The 24,968-nt window shown below is 48.5% G+C and carries 19 protein-coding genes; 16 read left to right on the top strand and 3 right to left on the bottom strand.

The window, feature by feature from the left end; genetic code table 11:
• Positions 1 to 39: 39 nt before the first annotated feature.
• Positions 40 to 726 (bottom strand): Sir2 family NAD-dependent protein deacetylase, encoded by a 687-nt coding sequence (locus T491_RS0107425; protein WP_028903335.1) that lies wholly within the window; start codon positions 724 to 726, stop codon positions 40 to 42.
• A 148-nt stretch (positions 727 to 874) separates the two neighbouring features.
• On the opposite strand from T491_RS0107425, the gene T491_RS0107430 reads away from it, so the two are divergent.
• The 6 genes from T491_RS0107430 to T491_RS0107455 all read left to right on the top strand — a co-directional run bounded on the left by T491_RS0107430 (position 875) and on the right by T491_RS0107455 (position 6,682).
• On the top strand, positions 875 to 1,480 hold the full coding sequence (locus T491_RS0107430; protein ID WP_028903336.1) for an FKBP-type peptidyl-prolyl cis-trans isomerase: 606 nt from the start codon (positions 875 to 877) through the stop codon (positions 1,478 to 1,480).
• Positions 1,481 to 1,497: 17 nt separating this feature from the next.
• Positions 1,498 to 2,376 (top strand): FKBP-type peptidyl-prolyl cis-trans isomerase, encoded by an 879-nt coding sequence (locus T491_RS0107435; RefSeq protein ID WP_028903337.1) that lies wholly within the window; start codon positions 1,498 to 1,500, stop codon positions 2,374 to 2,376.
• Positions 2,377 to 3,327 (top strand): FKBP-type peptidyl-prolyl cis-trans isomerase, encoded by a 951-nt coding sequence (locus T491_RS15960; protein ID WP_036915642.1) that lies wholly within the window; start codon positions 2,377 to 2,379, stop codon positions 3,325 to 3,327.
• A gap of 113 nt (positions 3,328 to 3,440) precedes the next feature.
• Positions 3,441 to 3,920: an Lrp/AsnC family transcriptional regulator gene (locus T491_RS0107445; RefSeq protein ID WP_028903338.1), complete on the top strand. Its 480-nt coding sequence runs from the start codon at positions 3,441 to 3,443 to the stop codon at positions 3,918 to 3,920.
• Positions 3,917 to 5,635, top strand: coding sequence for a membrane dipeptidase (locus T491_RS0107450; RefSeq protein WP_028903339.1), 1,719 nt, complete (start codon positions 3,917 to 3,919; stop codon positions 5,633 to 5,635). The genes T491_RS0107445 and T491_RS0107450 overlap by 4 nt, the downstream gene beginning before the upstream one ends.
• A 51-nt stretch (positions 5,636 to 5,686) precedes the next feature.
• Positions 5,687 to 6,682, top strand: coding sequence for a M28 family peptidase (locus T491_RS0107455; protein ID WP_155950075.1), 996 nt, complete (start codon positions 5,687 to 5,689; stop codon positions 6,680 to 6,682).
• A gap of 27 nt (positions 6,683 to 6,709) precedes the next feature.
• On the opposite strand, the gene T491_RS0107460 is transcribed toward T491_RS0107455, so the two are convergent.
• Both T491_RS0107460 and T491_RS0107465 read right to left on the bottom strand, forming a co-directional pair.
• Positions 6,710 to 7,789 carry a DUF4831 family protein gene (locus tag T491_RS0107460; protein WP_028903341.1) on the bottom strand — a complete coding sequence of 360 codons (1,080 nt, stop codon included), beginning with the start codon at positions 7,787 to 7,789 and terminating at the stop codon, positions 6,710 to 6,712.
• Positions 7,786 to 9,297 (bottom strand): bifunctional ADP-dependent NAD(P)H-hydrate dehydratase/NAD(P)H-hydrate epimerase, encoded by a 1,512-nt coding sequence (locus tag T491_RS0107465; protein ID WP_028903342.1) that lies wholly within the window; start codon positions 9,295 to 9,297, stop codon positions 7,786 to 7,788. Before T491_RS0107465 ends, T491_RS0107460 begins: the two co-directional genes overlap by 4 nt.
• Before the next feature lie 91 nt (positions 9,298 to 9,388).
• Between T491_RS0107465 and hpt the strand changes: the two genes are divergently transcribed.
• From hpt to T491_RS0107515, 10 genes are all read left to right on the top strand, one after another.
• A complete protein-coding gene (gene hpt, locus T491_RS0107470; RefSeq protein WP_028903343.1) occupies positions 9,389 to 9,925 on the top strand; it encodes a hypoxanthine phosphoribosyltransferase in 537 nt (178 codons plus the stop codon).
• Between the two features lie 35 nt (positions 9,926 to 9,960).
• Positions 9,961 to 10,533, top strand: coding sequence for an adenylate kinase (locus tag T491_RS0107475; RefSeq protein ID WP_028903344.1), 573 nt, complete (start codon positions 9,961 to 9,963; stop codon positions 10,531 to 10,533).
• The gene (gene obgE, locus T491_RS0107480) at positions 10,534 to 11,703 is read left to right on the top strand and encodes a GTPase ObgE (RefSeq protein WP_028903345.1); all 1,170 of its coding nucleotides are present in this window, start codon (positions 10,534 to 10,536) and stop codon (positions 11,701 to 11,703) included.
• A gap of 141 nt (positions 11,704 to 11,844) precedes the next feature.
• Positions 11,845 to 15,165 carry a carboxypeptidase regulatory-like domain-containing protein gene (locus tag T491_RS0107485; protein ID WP_028903346.1) on the top strand — a complete coding sequence of 1,107 codons (3,321 nt, stop codon included), beginning with the start codon at positions 11,845 to 11,847 and terminating at the stop codon, positions 15,163 to 15,165.
• A gap of 20 nt (positions 15,166 to 15,185) precedes the next feature.
• A complete protein-coding gene (locus T491_RS16995; protein ID WP_081773294.1) occupies positions 15,186 to 17,024 on the top strand; it encodes a BACON domain-containing protein in 1,839 nt (612 codons plus the stop codon).
• Between the two features lie 84 nt (positions 17,025 to 17,108).
• Positions 17,109 to 18,041, top strand: coding sequence for a DNA/RNA non-specific endonuclease (locus T491_RS0107495; protein WP_028903347.1), 933 nt, complete (start codon positions 17,109 to 17,111; stop codon positions 18,039 to 18,041).
• A gap of 416 nt (positions 18,042 to 18,457) precedes the next feature.
• Positions 18,458 to 21,796 carry a carboxypeptidase regulatory-like domain-containing protein gene (locus T491_RS0107500; protein WP_028903348.1) on the top strand — a complete coding sequence of 1,113 codons (3,339 nt, stop codon included), beginning with the start codon at positions 18,458 to 18,460 and terminating at the stop codon, positions 21,794 to 21,796.
• Between the two features lie 126 nt (positions 21,797 to 21,922).
• On the top strand, positions 21,923 to 23,464 hold the full coding sequence (locus T491_RS0107505; RefSeq protein ID WP_028903349.1) for a glycine--tRNA ligase: 1,542 nt from the start codon (positions 21,923 to 21,925) through the stop codon (positions 23,462 to 23,464).
• A gap of 3 nt (positions 23,465 to 23,467) precedes the next feature.
• A complete protein-coding gene (locus T491_RS15970; protein ID WP_051523029.1) occupies positions 23,468 to 24,082 on the top strand; it encodes an FKBP-type peptidyl-prolyl cis-trans isomerase in 615 nt (204 codons plus the stop codon).
• Between the two features lie 28 nt (positions 24,083 to 24,110).
• Positions 24,111 to 24,947: an AAA family ATPase gene (locus T491_RS0107515; protein ID WP_028903350.1), complete on the top strand. Its 837-nt coding sequence runs from the start codon at positions 24,111 to 24,113 to the stop codon at positions 24,945 to 24,947.
• Positions 24,948 to 24,968 lie beyond the last annotated feature (21 nt).

Consider the following 24,968-nt stretch of genomic DNA (forward strand, 5'->3'; position numbering starts at 1 on the left):
GAGCAATTGTTTTCCAGGTACTTTTCATTTGCAAACCAGTTAGAGAATTTTTACTAACTCTTTCATGCCTTCGGAGGCGCCTTTTTGGATTTGTGTGACGCGACCGCCTGCGTTCACGGGGTTAGGGTCGATCAGGTAGATGGGTACGCCAGGACGGGCATAATGCAGCAGGCCTGCGGCAGGATAGACCACTAACGAAGTGCCGATGATAATCAGAATGTCGGCTTCCTGTACCTCTTCGGCAGCCACGGTGATGTTAGGCACTGCCTCGCCGAAGAAGACGATGAACGGGCGCAGCAGCGAACCGTCGCCAGCCTTAGTGCCTGGTTCTATCTCGCAGTTCTCAGGGGTGAGCTGGATCTGGTAGCGTGGATCGTCAACATCGCGGCTGGAGCAGACCTTCATCAGTTCGCCGTGCAGGTGGATGACTTTGGTGGAACCTGCCATTTCATGCAGGTTATCAACATTCTGTGTCACCACTGTCACGTTGTAGTTCTTCTCGAGTTCAGCCACCAGTTTATGTCCTTCGTTGGGCTTGACGCCCCAGCACTTTTTACGGAGCATATTGTAAAAATTGGTGACGAGTGTAGGGTCGTCCAGCCACCCCTCGTGAGTAGCTACTTTCTGAACGGGATAATTTTCCCATAAACCGTCGGCATCACGGAAAGTCTTCAGTCCGCTTTCTACCGACATGCCAGCACCTGTAAGCACAACGATCTTTTTCATAAGAATGATTTTTAAGTTTGATGTTGCAAAAATACAACTTTTCTGATATAAAAAAGAAATTTTAGCAATTATAATGCATCGGAATAAGAAAAAAAGTGTAACTTTGCAGCCGATTTTTTAGAAGGTTACACATTATTAATAAATAGAAATGGATAAGTTAAGTTATGCTTTAGGTCTGGGCATTGGTCAGCAGTTGTCTCAGATGGGTGCTGAGAACATCAGTGCCGAGGATTTTGCACAGGCCATCAACGATGTGCTGAAGGGCAATGAGTTGAAGGTTTCACACCGTGAGGCTCAGACTATTGTACAGGAATATTTCCAGAAGCAGGAGCAGAAGCTCCAGGCTGAGCGTGCCGAGAAAGGAAAGGCACATAAGGAGGCTGGCGAGAAGTTCCTCGCTGAGAATAGTAAGAAGGATGGAGTCATCACCCTGCCCAGCGGCCTGCAGTATCAGGTGCTGAAGGAGGGTAACGGTAAGAAGCCATCTGCAAAGGATACCGTACAGTGCCACTACGAGGGCACACTGATCGATGGTACCGTATTCGATAGCTCATATCAGCGTGGCGAGCCCGCTATATTCCCACTCCAGCAGGTAATCGCTGGTTGGACCGAGGGTGTTCAGCTCATGCAGGAGGGCGCTAAGTACCGTTTCTTCATCCCTTACCGCTTGGCTTATGGTGAAGGTGGTGCTGGTGCTTCTATTCCTCCATTCGCAGCTCTGATTTTCGATGTAGAGTTAATACAAGTAGTTTAAAATAATAACAGAAAACAATGAAAAAGTTATCAATTGTAGCCGTTCTGGCTATCGCTGCTGCTGGTTTCACCGCATGTGGCAATTCAACTCCTAAAGCTAGTCTGAAGACAGACGTTGACACCATGAGCTACGCTATTGGTATGGCTCAGACTCAGGGTCTGAAAGAGTATCTCGTTGGTAGTCTCGATGTAGATACTGCTTACATGGCTGAGTTCATCAAAGGTCTGAACGAGGGTGCCAATGCCGGTGACAACAAGAAGAAGGCTGCATACTATGCAGGTATTCAGATTGGTCAGCAGATTTCTAACCGTATGATCAAGGGTATCAACCACGAGGTATTCGGTGAGGATTCTACCAAGACAATCTCTCTGAAGAACTTCCTGGCTGGATTCATCAGTGGTACAACTGGTAAGAAGGGTCTGATGACTCCCGAGGTTGCTCAGGAGGTTGCTCAGCGCCTGATCCAGGAAATCAAGGCTAAGGAGATGTTGAAGACCTACGGTCCTAACAAGGAGGCTGGTGAGAAGTTCCTCGCTGCTAATGCCAAGAAGGACGGTGTGAAGACTCTGCCCGGCGGTGTACAGTATAAGGTTATCAAGGAGGGTACAGGTGCTATCCCTGCTGATACTTCACTGGTAAAGGTACACTACGAGGGTCGTCTGATCAATGATACAATCTTTGATAGCTCTTACAAGCGTGGTGAGCCTACTACATTCCGTGCTAACCAGGTAATCAAGGGTTGGACTGAGGCTCTGACTCACATGCCTGCTGGTTCTGTATGGGAGGTTTACATTCCTCAGGATCTGGCTTACGGTGAGCGTGCTCAGCGTAACATCGACCCATTCTCAACTCTGATCTTCAAGATCGAACTGCTCGAGGTTAATCCTAAGAAGTAAATGAAAAAGACTATGATTATTGCACTCGCCCTTGTGGCGGGTGCATCTTTATCTATAGATGCTGCCAAGAAAAAGAAGGTAGTCAAGCAGCAGAAGCCTGCTGTCGAGGTTTTCAGCTTGAAGTCTGTTTCTGACTCTATCAGTTATACAGCTGGTATGAGTGTTGGTAGCAGTGTTATTCCTTTCTTGCTCCAGCAGAAGGTGGATACCGCTTATATGGCCGACTTCGTACGTGGATTCCAGGAGGCTGCCAAGGCCGAGGGCGATGCACGTCAGAAGGCTTATCTAATGGGTATTCAGATTGCTAATCAGGTAAATGAGCGCGTACTCCCCAGTGTTAAGCATGACTTCGAGGGCTCTTCTGATTCTATCGAGACCGCAAAGTTCTATCGTGGATTCACAGATGCACTGCTGAAGGATACTTCTGTATGCAAGGTGCTTGATGCTGAAAGCTACTACATGGTGAAGACCAAGGTGGCCAAGGCTGTGAAGGAAGAGAAACTCTATGGCGCCAACCGCGACGCTGGTAAGAAGTTCCTGGCTGATAATGCCAAGAAGGATGGGGTGATTACCCTGCCCAGCGGTCTGCAGTACAAGGTGCTGAAACAGGGTAAGGGCGCTGTGCCTACCTTGAGTGATAAGGTGATGGTGAACTATGAGGGCCGACTGATTGATGGCACTGTGTTCGATGCCTCAAAGAATCATGGCGACAAGCCTGCTGAGTTCCGTCCCACTGATGTCATCAAGGGCTGGACCGAGGCACTGACAATGATGCCTGTTGGCTCAAAATGGCAGCTCTACATCCCTGCCGAGCTGGCTTACGGCAATCGTGAGGCAGGTCAGATCAAGCCTTACAGCGCATTGATTTTTGATATCGAGCTTGTTGGAATCGATGGTAAGACATCGACAACCGGCAAAAACACCAAAAGTCAGAAAAAAACAAAGAAATAAGTAAGTGTGTCACGAAAGTGACACGCTTTTTTTAATTTTTTCTCCAAAAAAGTTGCATTGTTCGATTAAAATGCTTACTTTTGCTGACAAAATGTAACCAAAAGGGGAAAATCATGGAAAAAATTGATTTTTTGGATAAGAAGATATTGAGTATCCTATCCAAGAATGCGCGTATTCCTTTCAAGGATGTAGCAGCAGAGTGTAATGTTTCAAGAGCCGCCATTCACCAGCGTGTTCAGCACCTGATTGATGCTGATGTGATTACTGGTAGTGGATTCGATGTTAATCCTAAAAGTCTGGGCTATTCTACCTGTACTTATGTAGGTATCACCCTTGAAAAGGGATCGATGTATAAAGAGGTGGTAGAGCGCCTGCAACATATTCCAGAGGTAGTGGAATGCCACTTTACTACTGGTCCGTATACGATGATGGTAAAGCTCTATGCCAAGGACAACGAGCAGCTGATGGAACTGTTGAACGGCAAACTGCAGGGCATTCCTGGTGTTGTAGCCACAGAAACCCTGATCTCTCTGGAGCAGAGCCTGAAGCGTGAGATACCTATCGTACTCGACGAAGACGATAAGAAACTATGAACAGATTTGACCTTCAGTCGCATCTGAGTGATGTGTATGCTCACTTCCCAGAGGCTGAGAAGCGTCCAATAATCGGTATCACTGGTAATTACGAAGACCTGACCTGTAAGTTAGGTCGCGGCTATTACCAGTCGGTAGTCGAGGCGGGTGGTGTGCCTGTAGTGATACCACCTGTAGCTGATAAACATGTGATTGTGAACACCCTGGAGCATATCGACGCCCTGATTCTGAGTGGAGGCGGCGATATTAATCCTTTATGGGCTGGTGAGGACCCCTCACCTAAGCTTCATGGTATCAATCAGGAGCGCGACCTTCCTGAACTGTTGATAGCCCGTTTGGCTTATAACCGTCAGATCCCGATGTTAGGCATCTGTCGTGGTATCCAGACGTTAGCTACGGCTTTAGGCGGAAAGGTGCGTCAGGATATCAGCGATGTGGCTACAGTGAAACATTCGCAGGATGCCGACCGTTCAGAGGCAACCCATCGTGTGAAGATTGAACAAGATTCGGTTCTTTACAGCATATATGGCCATGAGAACCTGATGGTCAACTCGTTCCATCACCAGGCAGTGTCGGAAGCCGGCGACAAGTTCAAGGTTGTAGCCAAGTCGGCTGATGGAATTGTTGAGGCGATGGAGAGCAGTGAGTTCAAGTCGATACTCGGTGTGCAGTGGCATCCGGAGTGTATGGCTGATGGTCTGCCCTTGTTCCAGTGGCTGGTGGGCGAGGCCAAGTGCTTTCATGAAGCCCACAGAACGCATGATCGTGTGCTGACACTCGACACCCATTGCGATACCCCGATGTTTTTCCCTCAAGGAATTCATTTCGATCATCGTGATTCCAAGATTCTTGTCGATCTGCATAAGATGACAGAAGGTCGTCAGGATGCTACCATCATGGTGGCTTATCTGCCACAGCCAACGGTTAATCCTACGGCTTTTGCCGACGATATCTTCGATCAGATTGAGGTGATTGTCAGTCAGAACAGTGATTATATCCGTATAGCCAGCACGCCTCACGACCTGTGGATGAACAAACACTTAGGTTTGAAGAGTATCATGCTGGGCATAGAGAACGGTATCGCCATCGATGGAAAACTGGAGAATCTGCAGCACTTTGTGGATCGAGGCATTGTGTATATGACGCTTTGTCATAATGGCGATAATGATATCTGCGATTCGGCTTCTAAAACCAATCATACCCACCATGGTGTGAGTGCCTTTGGTGAGCAGGTCATCAAAGAGATGAACCGTCTGGGCGTGATGGTCGATATGAGTCATGCTGGCGAGGAGAGCTTCTATCAGGCTTTGGAAATCAGTAGCAAGCCTATTGTGTGCAGCCACTCTTCTGCCCGTGCGCTTTGTGATCATCCACGTAACCTGACTGACGACCAGATGCGTGCCCTTGCTGCTAAGGGCGGTGTGGCGCAGACTACCATCTATCATGGTTTCCTGAAGAAGGACGGCGAGGCAACCATCAACGATGTGATGGCTCACTTAGAGCATGCCATCGACGTGATGGGCATCGACCATGTGGGGCTGGGTACCGACTTTGATGGCGATGGCGGCGTTCGTGGTCTGGCTGATTCGTCGGAGCTGATTAACTTTACCCGCAGATTGCTGGCGCGCCGTTTCAGCGAACAGGACATCCAGAAGATCTGGGGTGGAAACTTCCTGCGTGTGATGGAGGAGGTACAGAGAAACGTGAAAAGGTAAAAGGGAAAAAAAGTAAAATTTGAAATGAGAGATAATAAAATAGCAAAAGTAATGAGGTTGGTAAGGATTGTACCTTTTTACCTTTTTACCTTTTTACTTTTAGTGAGTTGTGGTAATCTGAAGAAACAGACCACTGATGAGTCTGTGTCAATGCAGCCTATTGGTCCTGCTTTCTGTGCAGATAGTGCGTATCAGTACTGTCAGGCTCAGTGCGATTTTGGTCCTCGTATCATGAACAGTCAGGCACACGATGATTGCGAAGCGTGGATTATCTCGAAGTTCAAGGGCTTTGGGATGACTGTTACGCCTCAGAAGACGGTGCTGAAGGGCTATGATGGAACCCCGCTCAAGAGCACCAATATCATTGCCAGCTATCGTCCGGAACAGAAAGACCGTATTCTGCTTTGTGCCCACTGGGACAGTCGCCCCTGGGCTGATAATGATCCTGATGAAGCCAACTGGAAAACGCCTGTGATGGCTGCCAACGATGGTGCTTCGGGTGTGGCAGTGATGCTCGAAGTGGCTCGATTGCTGTCGCAGGACACCTTGAAGCTGGGTGTAGACTTTATCTGCTTTGATACTGAAGACTGGGGCGTGCCTCAGTGGGAGGAGAATGATTACGAGGGCGACTCATGGGCTCTTGGGTCTCAGTACTGGGCAGCCAACCTGCATCAGAAAGGCTATAAGGCCCGTTTCGGCATTCTGCTTGATATGGTAGGCGGTCAGGGTGCACAGTTCTATAAGGAGGCCATGTCGGTACAGTATGCCAGTCATATTGTGGATAAGGTTTGGCGCGCTGCACAGGTTGTTGGCTATGGTAGCTTCTTCCCTGGTCAGATAGGCGGGGGTGTTACTGATGATCATCTGCCTGTCAACACGAAGGCTAAGATCCCTACCATCGATATCATCCCACACTATCCCAATTGTGCGCAGAGCACCTTTGGACCTACCTGGCATACCATCAATGATGATATGGCGCATATCGATAAAAATACCCTACAAGCAGTAGGGCAGACATTGATTCAGGTACTCTTCTCAGAGAAGTAGTACCTGAATCAGCTTTTTACATCTGTTTTATTTGGGCTGTTCTGCCTCTAAGTTCTCTACCGCTCCTGTCAGGGGGTGGAGTAAGAGGCGTGTGGTATATTTCTTGTTGAACAAGGCGCCGCTCAGCAACTCTACATTGCCAAACTGTGCGGCAGGGAACTCGCTGGCCAGAATCTGGTTCTTGGCGTCGAAGATAGTGGCGCGCAGTCTGCCGGGAATGTTCACATAGATGCCTGCCTGCTGAGGCTTGACGGCCTTCTTGGGGTCAGCAGGTGCTGGCTCGGCAACTGTCTTCAGATTCTCTATATTAATATAATAAGGTGTACCAGAGAGGTCGTCGTTGTCAACCAGTCCGAATTCAGGCGAGATGCGGAATAGTACGTCACGCTTGATGGGCTTGTCAACTATGTAGGTGATGGTGTGACTGGTGGTGTCGCAAGTGGTGACACCAGTAAACAGACTGGTCAGGGCTTGGTCCTGTGTATCCAGCTCCTGCAGCATCAATCGCAGCTGCTCACCATCTTTAGGCATGAAGTCGGCCTGTCCCTTAGCCAGCATACCTCTGCTTTCTCTGATTTCATAAATCTCCTGAGCTGTCAGTTCGGCCATCTTGGCGGTGCTACCTGCTGAAAGGATCTCCTCGCTCAGGTATGACTTGGGCGATTTGGTGATGGGCGTAGCCTTGATGGGGGCTGTGGCCTGAGGCGTTTTCTGCTGTTTGATGTCTCTGTTGATAGCCAGCAGGATACCGTCGTCGGACAGCCTGACGTTGCAGGCCGATGTCCTGGCGTCGAACTTCACGGCAAAGCACTTCGAGGTATCGGCCACGGCAAACGGTTCCTGACTGACGGCCATCAGTCGGTACTTGGTAGATGGCGTAGGCGATACGTCCTTGATACGCAGATATTTCTCGGAATATTTACAAAACTCACCAGGGGTGTAGGTGGTCTTCTCTATCTGGAAGGTGATGCGGATAGCGGTCTTGGGCAGGTAATACACTGCTCCCTCGCTGGTAACTCCTGGTTTGTATGAACTGATAACTGTCTGGGCCTTCATACTGCCTGTAGTCAGCAGCAAGGCCATAATCATTACTGATAATTTATTCATTCATTAAGTCTTTTAAAGGCGTAGGGTAAGTTCTGTATCAGGTCGCTGGCAATGACGCTCTCCTCGCCTAATTCGCGAGCGGCAATATCGCCAGCCAGTCCGTGCAGGTACATACCTACGATACAAGCGTTTTCCTGATTATATCCACGGGCCAGCAATCCGGTGATGATACCTGTCAGCACATCGCCGCTGCCTGCTGTTGCCATGCCGGCATTGCCTGTAGAATTGATGATAATATGTCCGTCGGGCAGACAGAGTGAGGTGTGGTGCCCCTTCAGTACCACGTAGCCCTGTATGCGCTCTGCCAGTTCGCGCGCTTTCATCAGTCGTTCATAACTGTCGTTCGAATGACCTTCCATGCGGTCGAACTCCTTGGGGTGGGGTGTCAAGATGATGCCCTTGGGCAGCTGCTGCAGCCAAGCACGATGGGTGGCCAGGATGTTGATGGCGTCGGCATCGGCAACGATAGGGCACTGGGTGCGGCGTAGCTGTGCGATGATAGCGATAGCTGTCTGTTCGCTGGTGCCTAAGCCTGGACCAATGCCCACGGCGTTGAATCCCTCTGTGTCAACAGCCTCAGAGAAAGTCGTCTCCTCTCTGTCGAACTGGATAATGGCCTCAGGTACACTGACTTGCAGGATGGCACTGTTGCGCTTAGGGGTGTGGGTGGTGACCTTGCCTACACCTACGCGCAGACAGGCCTTGGTGGCCAGTACTGAGGCGCCTGCCATGCCATAGCTGCCAGCTATGATCAAGGCATTTCCCATCTTGCCTTTATGGGCGAATGGATCACGTTTTAGCAGTCGCGCGCGTATGTCGCTCTCTTCGAGTAGCGTATAGTTGGCATCAATCTTTTTCATGCCTTGTTTGCTCAGTCGGATGTCGAGCACCTTCAGTTTACCAATGAAGATCTGGTTCTCTGGGAACAGGAACGAGAGTTTGGGCATCTGAAGCGTCAGCGTCAGGTTGGCATGGATGATGTTGGTCCTGACGTTGTAGGTGTTATCCTCCGTCATCAGTCCTGAAGGCACGTCGATGCTCACTACCTGAGCTGGCGAGGCATTGATGTATTTTACAAGTGAACCGAATCCGCCTGCCAAAGGCTTGTTGAGGCCTGTGCCGAACAGACCATCAACCACCAGCATGCCTTCTTCCAGCTGTGGTGGCTCAAACTCCTGAATCACCTCTATCAGCGCCTTCGACCGTTTTTCGATCAGACGACGCTTATTGATATCACAGTCTTCAGAGAGGTGATTGGATATGTTGAATAAATAGACTTGGACATCGTAATCCTTGTCGATGAGCATTCTGGCTACGGCCAGCGCGTCGCCACCGTTATTGCCTGGTCCTGCAAAGATAATCACAGGCGTGTTCACACTCCAGCTATCGGTGATGGCTTGAGTTATGGCTTTTGCAGCGCGCTCCATCAGGTCGATAGACTTAATGGGCTCATTTTCTATGGTGTATTTGTCCAATTCATGGACTTGTGCGCTCGTAAATATCTTCATAATGGTGCAAAAATACGAAAAAATTGCTAATGAATGATAGAGTTTGGCAGATTTTTTGTAATTTTGCACAAATTTTTAATTCTTTCAGCGTATGAGTGTCATTCAAGTTAAGGATAAATCGTTTAAAATCTCTATTCCAGAGGCAGAGATCAAGGAGCGTGTAAAGGCTCTTGCCCAGCAGATCAGTAAGGATATGGAAGGTAAGAATCCTCTGTTGTTAGGCGTACTGAACGGCGCGTTTATCTTTGCTGCCGACTTGATTCGTGAGATGACTATCCCTTGCGAGATATCGTTTGTAAAATTAGCTTCCTATCAGGGAACTACCTCTACAGGTAAGATCAAGGAAGTGTTTGGTATCAACGAGGACTTGACTAATCGTACGGTGATTATCGTGGAGGATATTGTGGAGAGCGGACTCACCATGAAGCAGATGATTGAGTCGCTGGGTACCCGTAACCCTGAATCCATTCATATCTGCACTTTGTTCTTGAAACCCAGCAAGTTGAAGGAGGATATCCATCCGGAGTATGTGGCATTCAGCATTCCTGATGATTTCATTCTCGGCTATGGTCTCGACTACGATCAGCAGGCCAGAGGTTTGAAGGATATATATACCATTGTAGAATAAACGTAGCAACTTAAACAAAACTAAATATCAGGATAATGAAGAATATCGTTATTTTTGGTGCTCCCGGCTCAGGCAAGGGAACACAGAGTGATAAGATGATTGAGAAGTACGGACTGAATCACATCTCAACTGGTGACGTACTTCGTGGTGAAATCAAGAACGGTACCGAGCTGGGTAAGACCGCTGCCGGCTATATCGAGAAGGGACAGCTGATTCCTGACGAGTTGATGGTCAGCATTCTTGCTTCTGTTTATGATAGTTTCGGACGCGACAGCAAGGGTGTTATCTTCGATGGCTTCCCCCGTACCATTCCACAGGCCGAGGCTCTGAAGAAAATGCTCGACGAGCGTGGCGACAAGGTGGCTGCTATGATCGAGCTTGATGTGCCTGAGGACGAACTGATGAAGCGCCTCATCCTGCGCGGACAGCAGAGCGGTCGTGCCGACGACAATGAGGAGACCATCAAGAAGCGTCTCGTAGTTTACCATTCTCAGACTATGCCTCTCATCGAGTGGTATAAGCAGGAGGGTGTTCACTTTCATATCGACGGTCTGGGCGAGCTCGACCGCATTTTTGCAGACATTTGCCAGGTTATTGACAATATCTAAATGGAATCAAATTTCGTAGACTACGTAAAGATCTACTGCCGCTCCGGTAAGGGTGGTAAAGGCAGTATGCACTTGCGTCATGTAAAGTATAATCCCAACGGTGGTCCTGATGGTGGCGACGGTGGTAAGGGTGGCAGCATTATTCTGCGTGGCAACCATAACTACTGGACGCTGCTCCACTTAAAATACGAGCGCCATATCTTTGCCGAACACGGCGGAAATGGTGGTCGCGACAAGTGTCATGGAACTGATGGTAAAGATGTTTACATCGATGTGCCTTGTGGTACTGTGGTCTATAATGCCGAAACAGGTAAGTACGTCTGCGATGTTACATACGATGGTCAGGAAGTGTTGCTCCTGAAAGGTGGTCGTGGTGGATTGGGTAATTTCCAGTTCCGTACCTCTACCAACCAGGCTCCCCGCTATGCACAGCCAGGTGAGCCCATGCAGGAGATGACCATTATTCTCGAATTGAAGCTCTTAGCTGATGTAGGCTTGGTAGGTTTTCCTAACGCAGGAAAATCTACCTTGGTCTCATCGCTGTCGAATGCTAAGCCCAAGATTGCAAACTATCCTTTTACCACGATGGAACCCTCATTGGGTATCGTTGGCTATCGCGATAACAAGTCGTTTGTGATGGCCGATATCCCTGGCATCATCGAGGGTGCTTCGGAAGGAAAGGGCTTGGGACTTAGATTCCTGCGCCATATTGAGCGCAACTCGCTCCTGCTGTTCATGGTACCTGGTGATACCGACGACATCAAGCGTGAGTACGAAATTCTGCTGAACGAACTCTCGCAGTTCAATCCTGAGATGCTCGACAAGCATCGCGTCTTGGCTGTTACCAAGTGCGACCTGCTTGATGAGGAACTCATCGAAATGCTGAAGGAGAGCCTGCCTGAGGATCTCCCCGTGGTCTTTATTTCTGCCGTCACTGGTTATGGTCTCGACGAGCTGAAGGATGTGTTGTGGAACGAGCTGAACGCTGAAAGCAATAAGCTCAATGCCATCACTTCGGAGGACTCTTTGGTACATCGCGACAAGGATATGAGCCGTTTTGCTCAGGAGCTTGCCGACGAGGGCGAAGATGAGGATATTGAGTACATTGACGAGGATGAGATCGAAGATCTCGAGGATTTTGAGTTTGAAGACCTCGACGACGAGGCTTAACATTTCTCAAGAGTTTTTACCAATTTTAAAAATATTTTCCGATTTAGAACAATAAATCGGAAAAATTTCCTATCTTTGCACCGAAATTTTAAACCAATCGGACGTAGTCCGCTAATTATTTAATTAAAACAGTTCTAGTTTATGCAGAAAAGATTGCTCTTTCTGGTTTCATTAATGTTGACATTCTCGTTAACATTGATGGCGCAAATCACAACTTCAAGTATGGCTGGAAAGGTGACCCTCGACAATGCGAATGGCGAGGAAGTCATCGGTGCTACAGTTGTGGCTGTACACGAGCCTTCAGGTACTCGTTACACGGCAGTGACTAATACCACAGGTCGTTTCTCGATCAATGGTATGCGTACTGGTGGTCCTTACAACGTGACCATCTCTTACATTGGTTTCCAGCCAAAAACCGTCAAGGGTATTACCCTCCAGCTGGCTGAAACTTACAATCTCTCAGTGTTCTTGACTGAGGATGCTACTGAGCTGGCAGAGGTTATCGTAAGTGGTAAGGCCTCTAAGTTCGCTGCTGAAAAGACGGGTGCAGCTACTAACATCAACAGTTCGCAGATTACCAATCTGCCAACCGTAAGCCGTTCTATTACCGACGTTACACGTCTGTCTCCTTATGGAGGTAATGGTATGAGCTTCGCTGGTGCTGATGGTCGTACTGCTAACTTCACCGTCGATGGTGCTAACTTCAACAACAACTTCGGTCTTTCTGACAAGTTGCCTGGTGGTGGTACCCCAATCTCTATCGATGCTATCGAGGAGTTGCAGGTGGTTATCTCTCCTTACGATGTTCGTCAGACCAACTTCATCGGTGGTGGTGTGAACGCTATTACCAAGTCGGGTACTAACACCTTCAAGGGTAGCGCTTATGTTTATCACCAGAATGAGAATATGCGTGGTGATGCTGTGAAGCGTCAGCAGATTACAGGTGCGCGTGAGAAGGCTCAGACCACTACTTATGGTTTCACTCTGGGTGGCCCAATCATTAAGAACAAGCTTTTCTTCTTTGTAAACGGTGAAATGTCAAAGATTCCTTCAATCGTTAACCGTTGGAGAGGTTCTGAGGATGGTGTAGCTGATGCTACCAACTACATCTCTCGTACAACTAACGCTGATTTGGAGGCCGTTTCCAAGTATGTCGCCAGCAAGTATGGTTACGATACTGGTTCTTGGACCAGCTTCCCTGCCGATGAGAGCAATTACAAGTTGATGGCTCGTATGGACTGGAATATCACCGACAGACACCATCTGGCAGTTCGCTATAACTATACTAAGAACAACATCTGGAACGGTCCTAACGCTACCTCTATGGACGGTGGTACACGTATGTCGGGTGCCCGTATGTCTCAGTATTCTATGGCTTTCGCTAACACCATGTACTCTATGGAGAATTTGGTTCACTCTTGGTCAATCGACTTGAATAGCCGCCTCACTGACAATCTGTCTAACCAGTTCCTGGCTACTATCTCTAAGCTCGACGACGTTCGTGGTACCAACTCTTCTGAGTTCCCACACATCGATATTACCAAGGACGGCGATAACTACATGGCTCTGGGTTATGAGTTGTTCACATACAATAACGCTGTTCACAATACTATCTGGAACATCAAGGATGATGTAACTTACTACATGGGTGCTCACAAGATTATGGCTGGTATCAGCTTCGAGCATCAGATGGCCGACAACCAGTACATGCGTAACGGAACTGGTTACTATCGTTACAACATCACAGACGATATGTACACTAATGGTGTACTCGACGCAGCTGCTCTGTTCAACAGCACACCTGAGGTGTTCTGTCTGACCTACGGTTACGATGGCGAGTCAAAGCCTGCTGCTCGTGTACAGTTCAATCGTCCTGGTATCTATGCTCAGGATGAGTGGAACGTTAACGATAAGTTCAAGCTCACTTACGGTCTGCGTGTTGATGGTCTGTTCTTCAACAATAGCGACCTGATGACCAATGCTGCTATCCTGGCTCTTGACTATAGCGGTCGTAGCATTGATACAGGTAAGTGGCCTAAGAACAGCATCACCTTCTCTCCACGTCTCGGTTTCACCTACGATGTATTTGGTGACAAGAGCCTGAAGGTTCGTGGTGGTACTGGTCTCTTCTCTGGACGTCTGCCTCTGGTATTCTTCACCAACATGCCTACCAACGGTGGTCTGGTACAGTATCAGGCTCAGATCGGTCCAAGCGTGAAGTATGCTAATATGCCTGCTGAGGTTAAAGCTAAGTATGCAAGTGTTGCTGATGTTCTTGATCAGTTCAAGGGTGGTCCAATGACCAGTGTCAGCGAAATGATCAACAAGCTCCAGAGCATGGGCTATCCTACAACAGTTTCTCCTGAGGACGGTACTGTTCCTTCTTCAATCTCAGCTGTTGACTCTAAGTTTAAGATGCCACAGGTATGGAAGACTTCTTTGGCTGTCGACTATCAGATTCCTGTCGACTTCCCATTCTCTGTATCTGTTGAGGGTATCTTCAACAAGACTATCAATGGTGTAACTATTTCTGACTGGGCTATTCCTAACGTAGGTGGTTTCGCACGCTTCAACGGTGTTGACAACCGTCCTATCTATCCTACTGGCTTCCGTACTGGCACAAAGGCCTTTATGCTTGAGAATACCAGCAAGGGTTATGGTTGGAGTACTACTGTAGAGCTGAAGGCACAGCCTGCTGACTGGATCAGCTTGATGGCTGCTTATACTCACACTGTATCTAAGGAGATCACTGGTATGCCTGGTTCTAATGCTGAATCTGCATTCACATACGTTCCTACTTCTGAGGGTCCAAACAATATCAAGTTGCACAACTCTCAGTATGTAACTCCCGATCGTGTAGTTGCTTCTGCTACTATTCACGACAAGAGCGGTAACCACTATAACTTCGTTTACGAGGCTTGGCATGGTGGAAACAGCTATGGCTGGATGCTGACTAACGATATGAATGGTGATGGCTATAACTACGATGCTATTTATATTCCTACCGATGAGCAGGTTGCTAATAAGGAGTTCCGTTTCGTTTCAGACGACGACGCTAAGCGTTTCATGGACTTCGTTCATAACGACGGTTATCTGAGCAAGCATCAGGGTGAATATGCAGAGCCTTACAGTGCTTACTCTCCATGGGTACACCGTATCGACTTCGGTTACAAGCACGACTTCAAATTCAACGTAGGTCAGACCAAGCACATGCTGCAGCTAACCTTCGATGTGAAGAATGTTCTGAACTTCTTCAACTCTTCATGGGGTGTTGCTAAGTATCTGAATCCTGAGATTGGTACAGAGGCTCGCTGCCTGAAGTATGAGGGCGTTGACGCTGATGGTTATGCAACCTTCTCAACTCCTAAGGCAATTAATGGCAATACTTCGGCTTGGGCTACCAACTATGGTCTTGGTCAGTGCTGGTATGCTTCTGTAGGTATCAAGTATTATTTCAACTAATTAATTAAAGGTAAGACAATATGAAACTTAAATATTTCATTCCGTCTCTCGTAGCAGTTGTTGCTGCTATGTTTACAAGCTGCTCTGACGATAAGGATGCCACCTATCTTGATGGTCTTCGTGTATCGCAGTCATATGTAGCTCTTCCAACCAACGGAGGCTCAACATCTATCGAAATAACGGCCAAAGGAGACTGGACTTTTACTGAGAGTCAGACAATTTCCATCACTAATAGTGCTGGTGAAAAGGAAAGTATTTCAGCCCCACTGCCTGATTGGATTAGCGTTGATGGTGATGTCGAAAAAGAAGCTATCTTGGATAGTAAAGATAAACCAACCGCATTTTACCATATTAAAGGTCATGAGGGAAAGTCTACAATCACTTTTTCTGCTGATGCAGCAGAAGGTCGTACAGCCCAGTTGCTTCTTACTTGTGGCGATTTGACTCAGCGCATCAATATCATTCAAGGTATTGCTTCTGTTGAGACCGCTACTTGTGCAGAGGTTCTTGCTGGTCCTGAGGCTAAGACTTATCGTGTAACTGGTGTGTGTGTGGATAACCCAGATAACCAGTACGGTAACTGGCACATCGACGATGGTACTGGTAATGTATATGTATATGGTACTCTCGATAAGAAGGGTAACAAGGGTGCTTATCCTATCAGCGGTTCTAACGGTTGGGGCTTCGGTCCTGGCGATGTTGTAACCATCGAAGGTCCTAAGACTATTTACAATGGTACTGTAGAGCTGGTTGACGTTACTGTTATTAAGATTGTTAAGTCGCTGGTTAAGATTGAGGAAGGTGATACTCAGGCTCTCTCTTACGAGGGGGGTAACTTCACTGTTCGCCTCAACGTTAGTGGCGATGGTCCATCTATCAAGATTGCTGATGATGCAATGGATTGGTTGAGCATTAAGTCTGTTCTGAAGACCGACTCTACCACTAACGTTGTCTTCCATGTTGCTGCCAACGATGCAGAGCAGGCACGTACTGGTGTGATTGAGTTCACTTCTAAGTCAGGTTCTTCTTCATCTACTGTTAAGACTACTGTAAGTCAGGGCGGTCTGATTGGTACTCTGACAAATCCATTCACTGTAGCACAGGCTCTCGAGTACTGTAAGACATTGAGTGGTGAAACTGCCAACGACTTCTATATCAAGGGTAAGATATCTAAGATTGAGAATAATGGTCAGTTCGGTTCTTACGGAAATGCAACCTTCTGCATCTCTGATGATGGAGAGTATCAAGGTTCTGTAAACGAGAAGAATAAGCTGGTTCCTGATCAGAGCCATGACTTCGAGTGCTATCGCGTACTGTGGCTTGGCAACAAGAAGTGGGCTGATGGTAATGCTCAGATCTCTGAGGGTGATGAGGTTATTATCCATGGAAAGTTGACACTTTATAATGGCATTGCTGAGACCTCTGGTAACAAAGCATACATCTACCAGATCAATGGTGTACAGAGCGATGCTAATGGTATCGGTTCGCTCACATCTCCATTCAACATCGCTGGTGCTATGGCTGCTATCGATAACGGTTGGAAAGGTGATGTATATGTAGCTGGTAAGGTTTCTAAGATTCATGTAAACAAGGGCGTAGAGCAGTACTTCACAACTCAGTATGGTAATGCTAGCTTCTGGATCTCTGATGATGGCGTTTATAATGACGATCTGACTAAGGATTTCGAGGCTTATCAGGTTTACTACCTTGGTAACAAGAAGTGGGCTGAGGGCGATACCCAGATTGCTGTAGGTGATCAGGTAATCATCCACGGACAGCTTACCAAGTATAATAATACAACCTATGAGACTGCTGGTAAGAAGGCTTACATTTACAGCTTAAATGGTGTGACTGAATAATCTTCAAAGATAGATTCATCAAAACTCATGGCGCCGGGATGTTGCGGAGAGCGACATTCCGGCGTTTTTAAAATTTCAATAGATATGAATAAGATTCTTTATCTCTTTTTGATAGCAGCATTGCTGTCTTGTGGTGGCAGTGATGGTCCGGATACGCCACCAACACCTCCCGATCCAGGTACTTCAGTAACAGTTGGAAATACCAATAAGAACGATGCGTCGTCGAATGTCTTCCTGGCTCGTCTGGAGATGCCAAAGACCAAATCAGGTTCTAAGGTCATTACGCATACAACAACCAATTACGGCGTTACCTATTCAGTAGAGTGGGATAGTAGTATCAAGGCTCAGCGTTGGACATGCTATGACCTGAACAAGAAGAATGTAGCTACCAATGGTAATACACGTAAAAGCCTCTGGCCCAGTGGTGATCCTTGGGCGTTTGACCCAGATGTGGCCAAGAGCGAACAGCAGCAGCTGACCAACGAGTTGAGTAAGAGCTACTATCCTGGTACAACTGATGCTTATTATGAAAAGGGTCATATTTGCCCCTCAATGGACCGTCTGAACAGCAAGGATGCCAATGAGCAGACCTACTATATGACCAATATCCTGCCAATGGTTGCTAAATTTAACGGTAAGTTGTGGCAGAAGATGGAGACCCAGGTGAACAACTGGGGTAAGGCTTTGGCTGATGGTGATACTATTTTCGTATGTAAAGGAGGTACCATCGACAAGACCGACCAGATTCTTGGTAAGACCATCGGTAACCACGTTGTGCCAAAGTACTTCTTCATGGCACTTTATGCCAAGACTTCCAGCGGTCAGAAGATGTTGGGCTTCTGGGCTGAGCATCTGAATGTTGATAAGTCGGGCGACCCTCTGAGTGGCTATGTGGTTAGCATCGACGAGTTGGAGCAGAAGACTGGTATCGACTTCTTCTGCAATCTGGCTGACGAACTGGAAGAGAAACTCGAGTCGAAGAGCAAAGCAGACATTATCTCCGATTGGGGGCTTTAGTCGATATTTTCAGAATTCCCTGAAAACATCTCAACACCTCACCCAAATCGCCTGAATGCCTTATGTACAAAGGCTTGGCGTTGGGTGAGGTGTTTCTTAACTATTCACTCAACACCTCACTCGCCTGAAAGCCTTTGCTACAAAAGGGTTGCGAGAAATAAAGTGAGGTGTTGAGTAGTTTTCGCAAAATTCTGCGAAAATATCATTTATACTTCATTTGTGTTGTAGTCTTGTTACGGGAGGACTCCAGTCCTCTTACGGAAGTACGCCAGTCCTCTTACGGCAGGACTACAGTACTTTAACGTAAGTATTGGCGCTGAAATGAATACAATCTTAAACTTTTGACCTAAAAACTTGCATCCTATCAAATATTTTTGTATCTTTGCCGCAATAGTATAAACGAAAAACCGGTTCGAATGATGAAAAGACTATCTACATTGCTATTGACCCTTCTGATATTCACGATTTCTGTTGTGGCTCAGGTTACTACGTCGGGTATTACTGGCGTGGTGATGGCTGATGGCGAGGAGGCTATCGGCGCTACCGTTTCGGCCAAGCATGTGCCATCGGGAGCCATCTATCGTGCTGTGACAAATATCGAGGGCCACTACTCGATAACTGGCATGAAAGCGGGTGGCCCTTACGAGGTGGAAATATCGTATATCGGCTTCCAGACAGCTAAGTTTACCGATATCCAGCTGATGCTGGGACAGAACGCTGTGGTAGATGCCACGCTGAGCGAAGGAACGGAGCTGATTCAGGAAATCGTAGTGACGGCAAAGGCCAACAACACGATGCGCTCTGACCGCAGTGGCGCCGTGACAAATCTGAACGCCCAGCAGATGGCTGCTGTACCTAACATCGGCCGCTCTATGCTTGATATCATGAAGATGACACCGCAATCGAGCTCGGCCAGCGGAATGGCTATCGGTGGTGGAAACTATCGCCAGTCGTTTGTGACTATCGATGGTGCTTCGTTCAACGACTCGTTTGGTATGGAGCCCAGTCCGCTGCCTGGCGGTGGCACGCCTATCTCGCTCGAGGCACTCGACCAGATGACGGTTTCGGTGACGCCTTACGATGTGCGCCAGAGTGGATTTACAGGTGGTGGTGTGAACGCTGTCACCAAGAGCGGTACCAATACCTTTAAGGGTATGGCCTATACGTTCCTGACCAGTTCAGATCTGAAGGGTAAGAAAATCCGCAATGCCGAACTGCCAGTGTCGGAGGGGCATAACAGCACCTTCGGCTTGAGCTTCGGTGGTCCTATCATCAAGGATAAGCTCTTCTTCTTTATTAACGGTGAGTACGAGGATAACGTGACGGCTGGTCCGGCAGTGTTGGCAAGTACTGATGCTACGTCTTCTGCATCTTATTCGGCTATCAACCGTCGTCCGAGGATTGGCGAGCTGGAGAGTCTGTCGAAGTTCTTGCAGGACACCTACGGCATTACCACAGGTCCTTGGCAGGACTATCATCTGAAGACGCCTGCCTATCGTATTCTGGCTCGTATCGACTGGAACATCAACGAGAATCATAAGCTGAACGTCCGCTTCACGAAGTCGAACCGCAAGGAGTCGAATCCTGCCTCGGCCTCGCGCAGCATCGGCAGCAATCGCACCTCTATTATATATGGTGGCAACCAGAACTCGTATGGTGGCAATACCGACTACGGCATGTCGTCGCTCTCCAGCAGGTATATGACCGAGTTCCGCTTCACCTCGGTAGCTGCCGAGTTGAACAGCAAGTTCGGCAAGTTGCACAACACCCTGCGTGGCACCTATTCGTATCAGGACCAGCCGCGTAGCAACGAGTATGGCGTAGGTGTGCCTGTGGTTGAAATCGTGATGAGCGATGGTCAGGGCCACTATCCTTACTGGGCGCTGACTGGCGACCTGTTTACCTATGGCAATGTGGCGCAGACTAAAAATACCGTGATTACCGACGAGGTGAACATCCAGTTGGGTAAGCACAACCTGTTTGGTGGCTTGCAGTTCGAGAACGACTGGGCTGCTAACGGCTATGCCCAGGCTGGTGCCGGTTATTATGCCTTTGAAGCTACTCCCGAACAAGTGGCTGCTGGCGACTGGAAGAGCGTGTTTACCCCCGAGCATACCCGCCTGTTTGGTATCACCTACGGCAATGGCGACGACCACTCTCACTTCGTGGCAAAGATGAGTACCAACCAGTGGTCGCTCTATCTGCAGGACAATTGGAGTATTTCCGATCGTTTCCGCATGTCGTTAGGTGTGCGCTTCGAGCTGCCATCTTATCCCAGTCTGAAGAATAATTTCAATAAGGAATACTATGACTTGGGCGATCTGCCGCCTACAGATAAAAACTACTTTGGCGGACAGCACTTCCGTACGGATAATGTGCCCAAGGCCAGCATATCGTTCTCGCCGCGTGTGGGATTCAACTGGGATATCACAGGCGAGCGAAACCTGATACTGCGTGGCGGTTCGGGTATCTTCGTAGGTCGCCTACCGTTCGTATGGCTCATCTCGGCAGTGGGCAACTCGGGTATGGGACAGACCTCGTATATCGCCTCGCAAACCAAAGGCAATATTCCCACTTTTACCACCAGTCAGCAGGATATGCTGCAGCAGATTAAAGCCCAAAGTAAGATCTCCATCCCCAGCAGCGCTACGATTCTGAGCGACAATCTGCGTATGCCCAAGACGTGGAAGACCTCGTTGGCACTCGATGCCAAACTGCCTGGCGATATCGACTTCACCATCGAGGGAATCTACAACCGTGATATCAACCCTGTGGTGGTGGCCAATCGCGATATCTACTGGGACGGGCATTCTACCATCGACTTAGGTCACGGCGATGTGCGCCACAGTATGTCGTACTATAATCCCAACTACTCGGCCTACGTGCTCGAGAACGCTGGTCATAAGGCCTACTATCTGTCGCTGACAGCTCAGCTGCGCAAGAAGTTCGACTTCGGTCTCGATCTCTCGGGAAGTTACACCCTGTCGAAAGCCAAGACCTATACCGATGGTATCGGCAACCAGGTGGCTTCGGCCTATAACAACTACCGCAATTCGGTGAATGCGGTCAACGACAACGAGATGGGCTATGCCACCTATGTGGCGCCTAACCGCTTGCTGCTCTCAGCCAGCTATACCCTCAAGGAGTCGAAGCGTGCCAGCTCGCACTTCTCGCTCATCTATGATGGCTACCAGTATGGCTTCCTGACCGAGTATGCCTTCAGCCGTTACAGCTATATCTTCTCGGCAAATGTGAACAACGATGCCTTGGCACCTGCCAACCTGATCTATGTGCCTGCCTCGCGTAAGGAACTCGACAGTTGGGATTTCGCTGAGAGCGTATATGATGGCCATCAGGTTTATACTGCCGATATGCAGCGCGACGACTTCTGGGCTTATATCCAGCAGGACGACTATCTGAAGCATCGCACAGGTCAGTATGCTGAGCGTGGTGGCGCCAAGATGCCTTGGCACCATCAGATTGACTTCAAGTTCCAGCACGATATGAGTCTCGACTTCGGTAAGACCAAGCACACTCTGCAGTTAGGCGTCGATATTCTGAACCTGCCTAATCTCCTCAACAAGAAGTGGGGCCTCTATAAGCAGATAAGCGAAACAGCGCTACTCTCGTACAGTAAGGGAAAATACACCTATAACACGGTTAATGGCGAGCGCCATCTGCACACCTATACTGACTTCCTGGGGCTGCAGTCTACTTATCAGATTATGTTCACGATACGCTATCTCTTTAATTAACAGAGATTAATCCTCGCCAGATGGCGGGGATTTTCTCTGATTTTTTGTTAATTATCAATCCACCATGAACAATTCTCGATTTATTTGTGTATCTTTGCACCCAAAATAGCAAAATAAACGTTTATTATGGCACAAGAAGATGTATTTAAGAAGATCGTAAGCCACTGTAAGGAGTATGGCTTTGTATTCCCCTCAAGTGAGATTTACGATGGTTTAGGAGCCGTTTACGATTATGGACAGAACGGTGTAGAGTTGAAGAATAACATTAAGCAGTACTGGTGGAAGGCTATGACGATGCTTCATGAGAACATCGTTGGTATCGATAGCGCCATCTTTATGCACCCCACCATATGGAAGGCATCAGGACACGTAGATGCTTTCAACGATCCCTTGATCGACAACCGTGACTCTAAGAAGCGTTATCGCGCTGACGTGCTCATCGAGGACCAGATTGCCAAGTACGACGAGAAGATCCAGAAGGAAGTGGAGAAGGCTCGCAAGCGTTTCGGCGACAGCTTCGACGAGGCTAAGTACATGGAGACCAGCGAGCGCGTGAAGGAGACCAAGGAGAAGCGCGACAACCTGCACGCCCGCTATGCTGAGGCTATGCAGGGACCGGATCTCGAGGCCCTCAAGCAGATTATCCTCGACGAGGAGATCGTGGATCCTATCAGCGGTACCAAGAACTGGACCGATGTACGTCAGTTCAACCTGATGTTTGCTACTGAGATGGGTGCCAGCGCCGATGCTTCAATGAAGGTTTACCTGCGTCCTGAGACCGCTCAGGGTATCTTTGTGAACTACCTGAACGTGCAGAAGACCGGTCGTATGAAGATTCCTTTCGGTATCGCACAGATCGGTAAGGCTTTCCGTAACGAGATTGTTGCCCGTCAGTTCATCTTCCGTATGCGTGAGTTCGAACAGATGGAGATGCAGTTCTTCGTACAGCCTGGTACAGAGCTCGAGTGGTTCCCCAAGTGGAAGGAGACCCGTATGAAGTGGCATCAGGCCCTGGGCTTCGGTGCTGAGAACTACCGTTTCCACGACCACGACAAGCTGGCTCACTATGCCAACGCTGCTACCGATATCGAGTTTAAGATGCCATTCGGCTTCAAGGAGGTTGAGGGTATCCACTCTCGTACCAACTTCGACCTCTCGCAGCACGAGAAGTTCTCTGGCAAGAGCATCAAGTACTTCGATCCTCAGACCAACGAGAGCTATACACCGTATGTTATCGAGACATCTATTGGTGTTGACCGTATGTTCCTGAGCATTATGTGCCACGCCTTCGAGGAGGAGAAACTCGAGAATGGTGAGACACGTACCGTACTGAAGTTGCCCGCAGCTCTGGCTCCTGTTAAGTGTGCTGTGATGCCTCTGGTTAAGAAGGACGGTCTGCCCGAGAAGGCTCGTGAGATTATCGACCAGCTGAAGTTCCACTTCAACTGCCAGTACGATGAGAAGGATTCTATCGGAAAGCGTTATCGTCGTCAGGATGCCATCGGTACGCCTTATTGCGTAACAGTAGACCACGACACCCTCACCGATGGTAAGGTAACTCTGCGTTTCCGCGACACTATGGAGCAGGAGCGTGTGAACATCAGCGATCTGAACTCTATCATCGAGGATAAGGTGAGCATCGCATCATTGCTGAAGAAACTCCAGTAAACAATGAAGAATTGGAAATACATATTGCTGAGCGTGATACTGTTCCCACTTGTGGGGATGGTATCATCGTGCAGCGAAGATACTACTGAGGAAGATGAGTTCGGTAACTGGGAGCAGAAGAACGAGGCTGTCATCACTGAGTGGGCCAAGAACACCAGCTATCAGAAGATTCTGACTTATACCAAGGATGCTACGGCTCAGGGCTTGACCAACTCCGACTATATTTATGTGGAGGTGCTTGAGGAAGGCGAGGGTACAGAGTCGCCACTCTATACTGATACCTGCCGTGTGGCTTATCGTGGGCATTACATCCCCACCACATCCTATCCGGAAGGATTGGTCTTCGACCAGACTTATACACAGAAGGATTTTTCGTGGGATCGTGCCTATACCGCTGATGGCCAGTCGTGGGTGGATGGCTTCTCAACAGCCCTGCAGCACATGCACATTGGCGATCGCTGGCGTGTTCGTATCCCCTATACGCTGGGCTATGGTGCCAGTAGCTACAATAGTATTCCAGGTTACACCAACCTGGTATTCGAAATTGCCCTCTACGACTTCTGGCATCCAGGTGAGAAACGCCAGCCTATGAAGTCGCGCGTTATTGATATCGAATAAGGTTATCATCTTTTAATACCCATTGCCTATGCCTAAATATGCCGATTATATCAAACGAATAGAGATTGACTCGCTGTGGAGCGGGAAGAAACATATCGTGTGGGAGCTGAACCGTCAGGTGAACATCCTGAGTGGCATTAACGGTGTGGGTAAGAGTACTATCCTCAACAAGGTGGTGAAGGGATTGGCTGCTGGCGGCGAGTTCCCCTCACACATGTTGAAGGGAGTACGCTTGGATGTGGTGCCCGAGGATGCCAAGTGGATCCGTTACGACATGATCCGCTCGCTCGACTCCAACCTGCAGCAGTCGCTTACTGAGGGCGAGGGCTTCCTCCGTCAGGCACTCTCTGCGCTTGCGGGTGTGGGTGGTGGTTCGCTGCTCGACATCCAGTTGTACAACCTCCAGCGCAAATACCTGGACTATCAGGTGAATATAGGCAATCGCATTATCGAACAGCTTCAGGCTGGTAATGCCGATGCTGCCCAGAAACTATCACAGAAAAAGACACGCTTCCAGGATATCGTCGACGAGTTGTTTCGCGATACTGGCAAGAAAATTATCCGTACAGAGAACGAGCTCCGCTTCACGCAGATAGGCGAGGTGCTGTTGCCCTACCAGCTGTCGAGTGGCGAGAAGCAGATGTTAGCTATCCTGCTCACTGTGTTGGTGGAGGATAACGAGCCTTATGTGCTGTTTATGGACGAGCCTGAGGTATCGCTGCATTTCGAGTGGCAGAAACGCCTTGTGGATCTCTGTATCGAGTTGAATCCCAACGTACAGATTATCCTCACCACCCATTCGCCTGCTATCGTCATGAATGGCTGGGTTGACTCCGTAACTGAAGTGAGCGATATCACGGTCTAATTGACAATTGATGATTGATAA

It is taken from the genome of Prevotella sp. P6B4 (assembly GCF_000619985.1).
In the GTDB taxonomy this organism is placed as follows: Bacteria; Bacteroidota; Bacteroidia; order Bacteroidales; family Bacteroidaceae; genus Prevotella.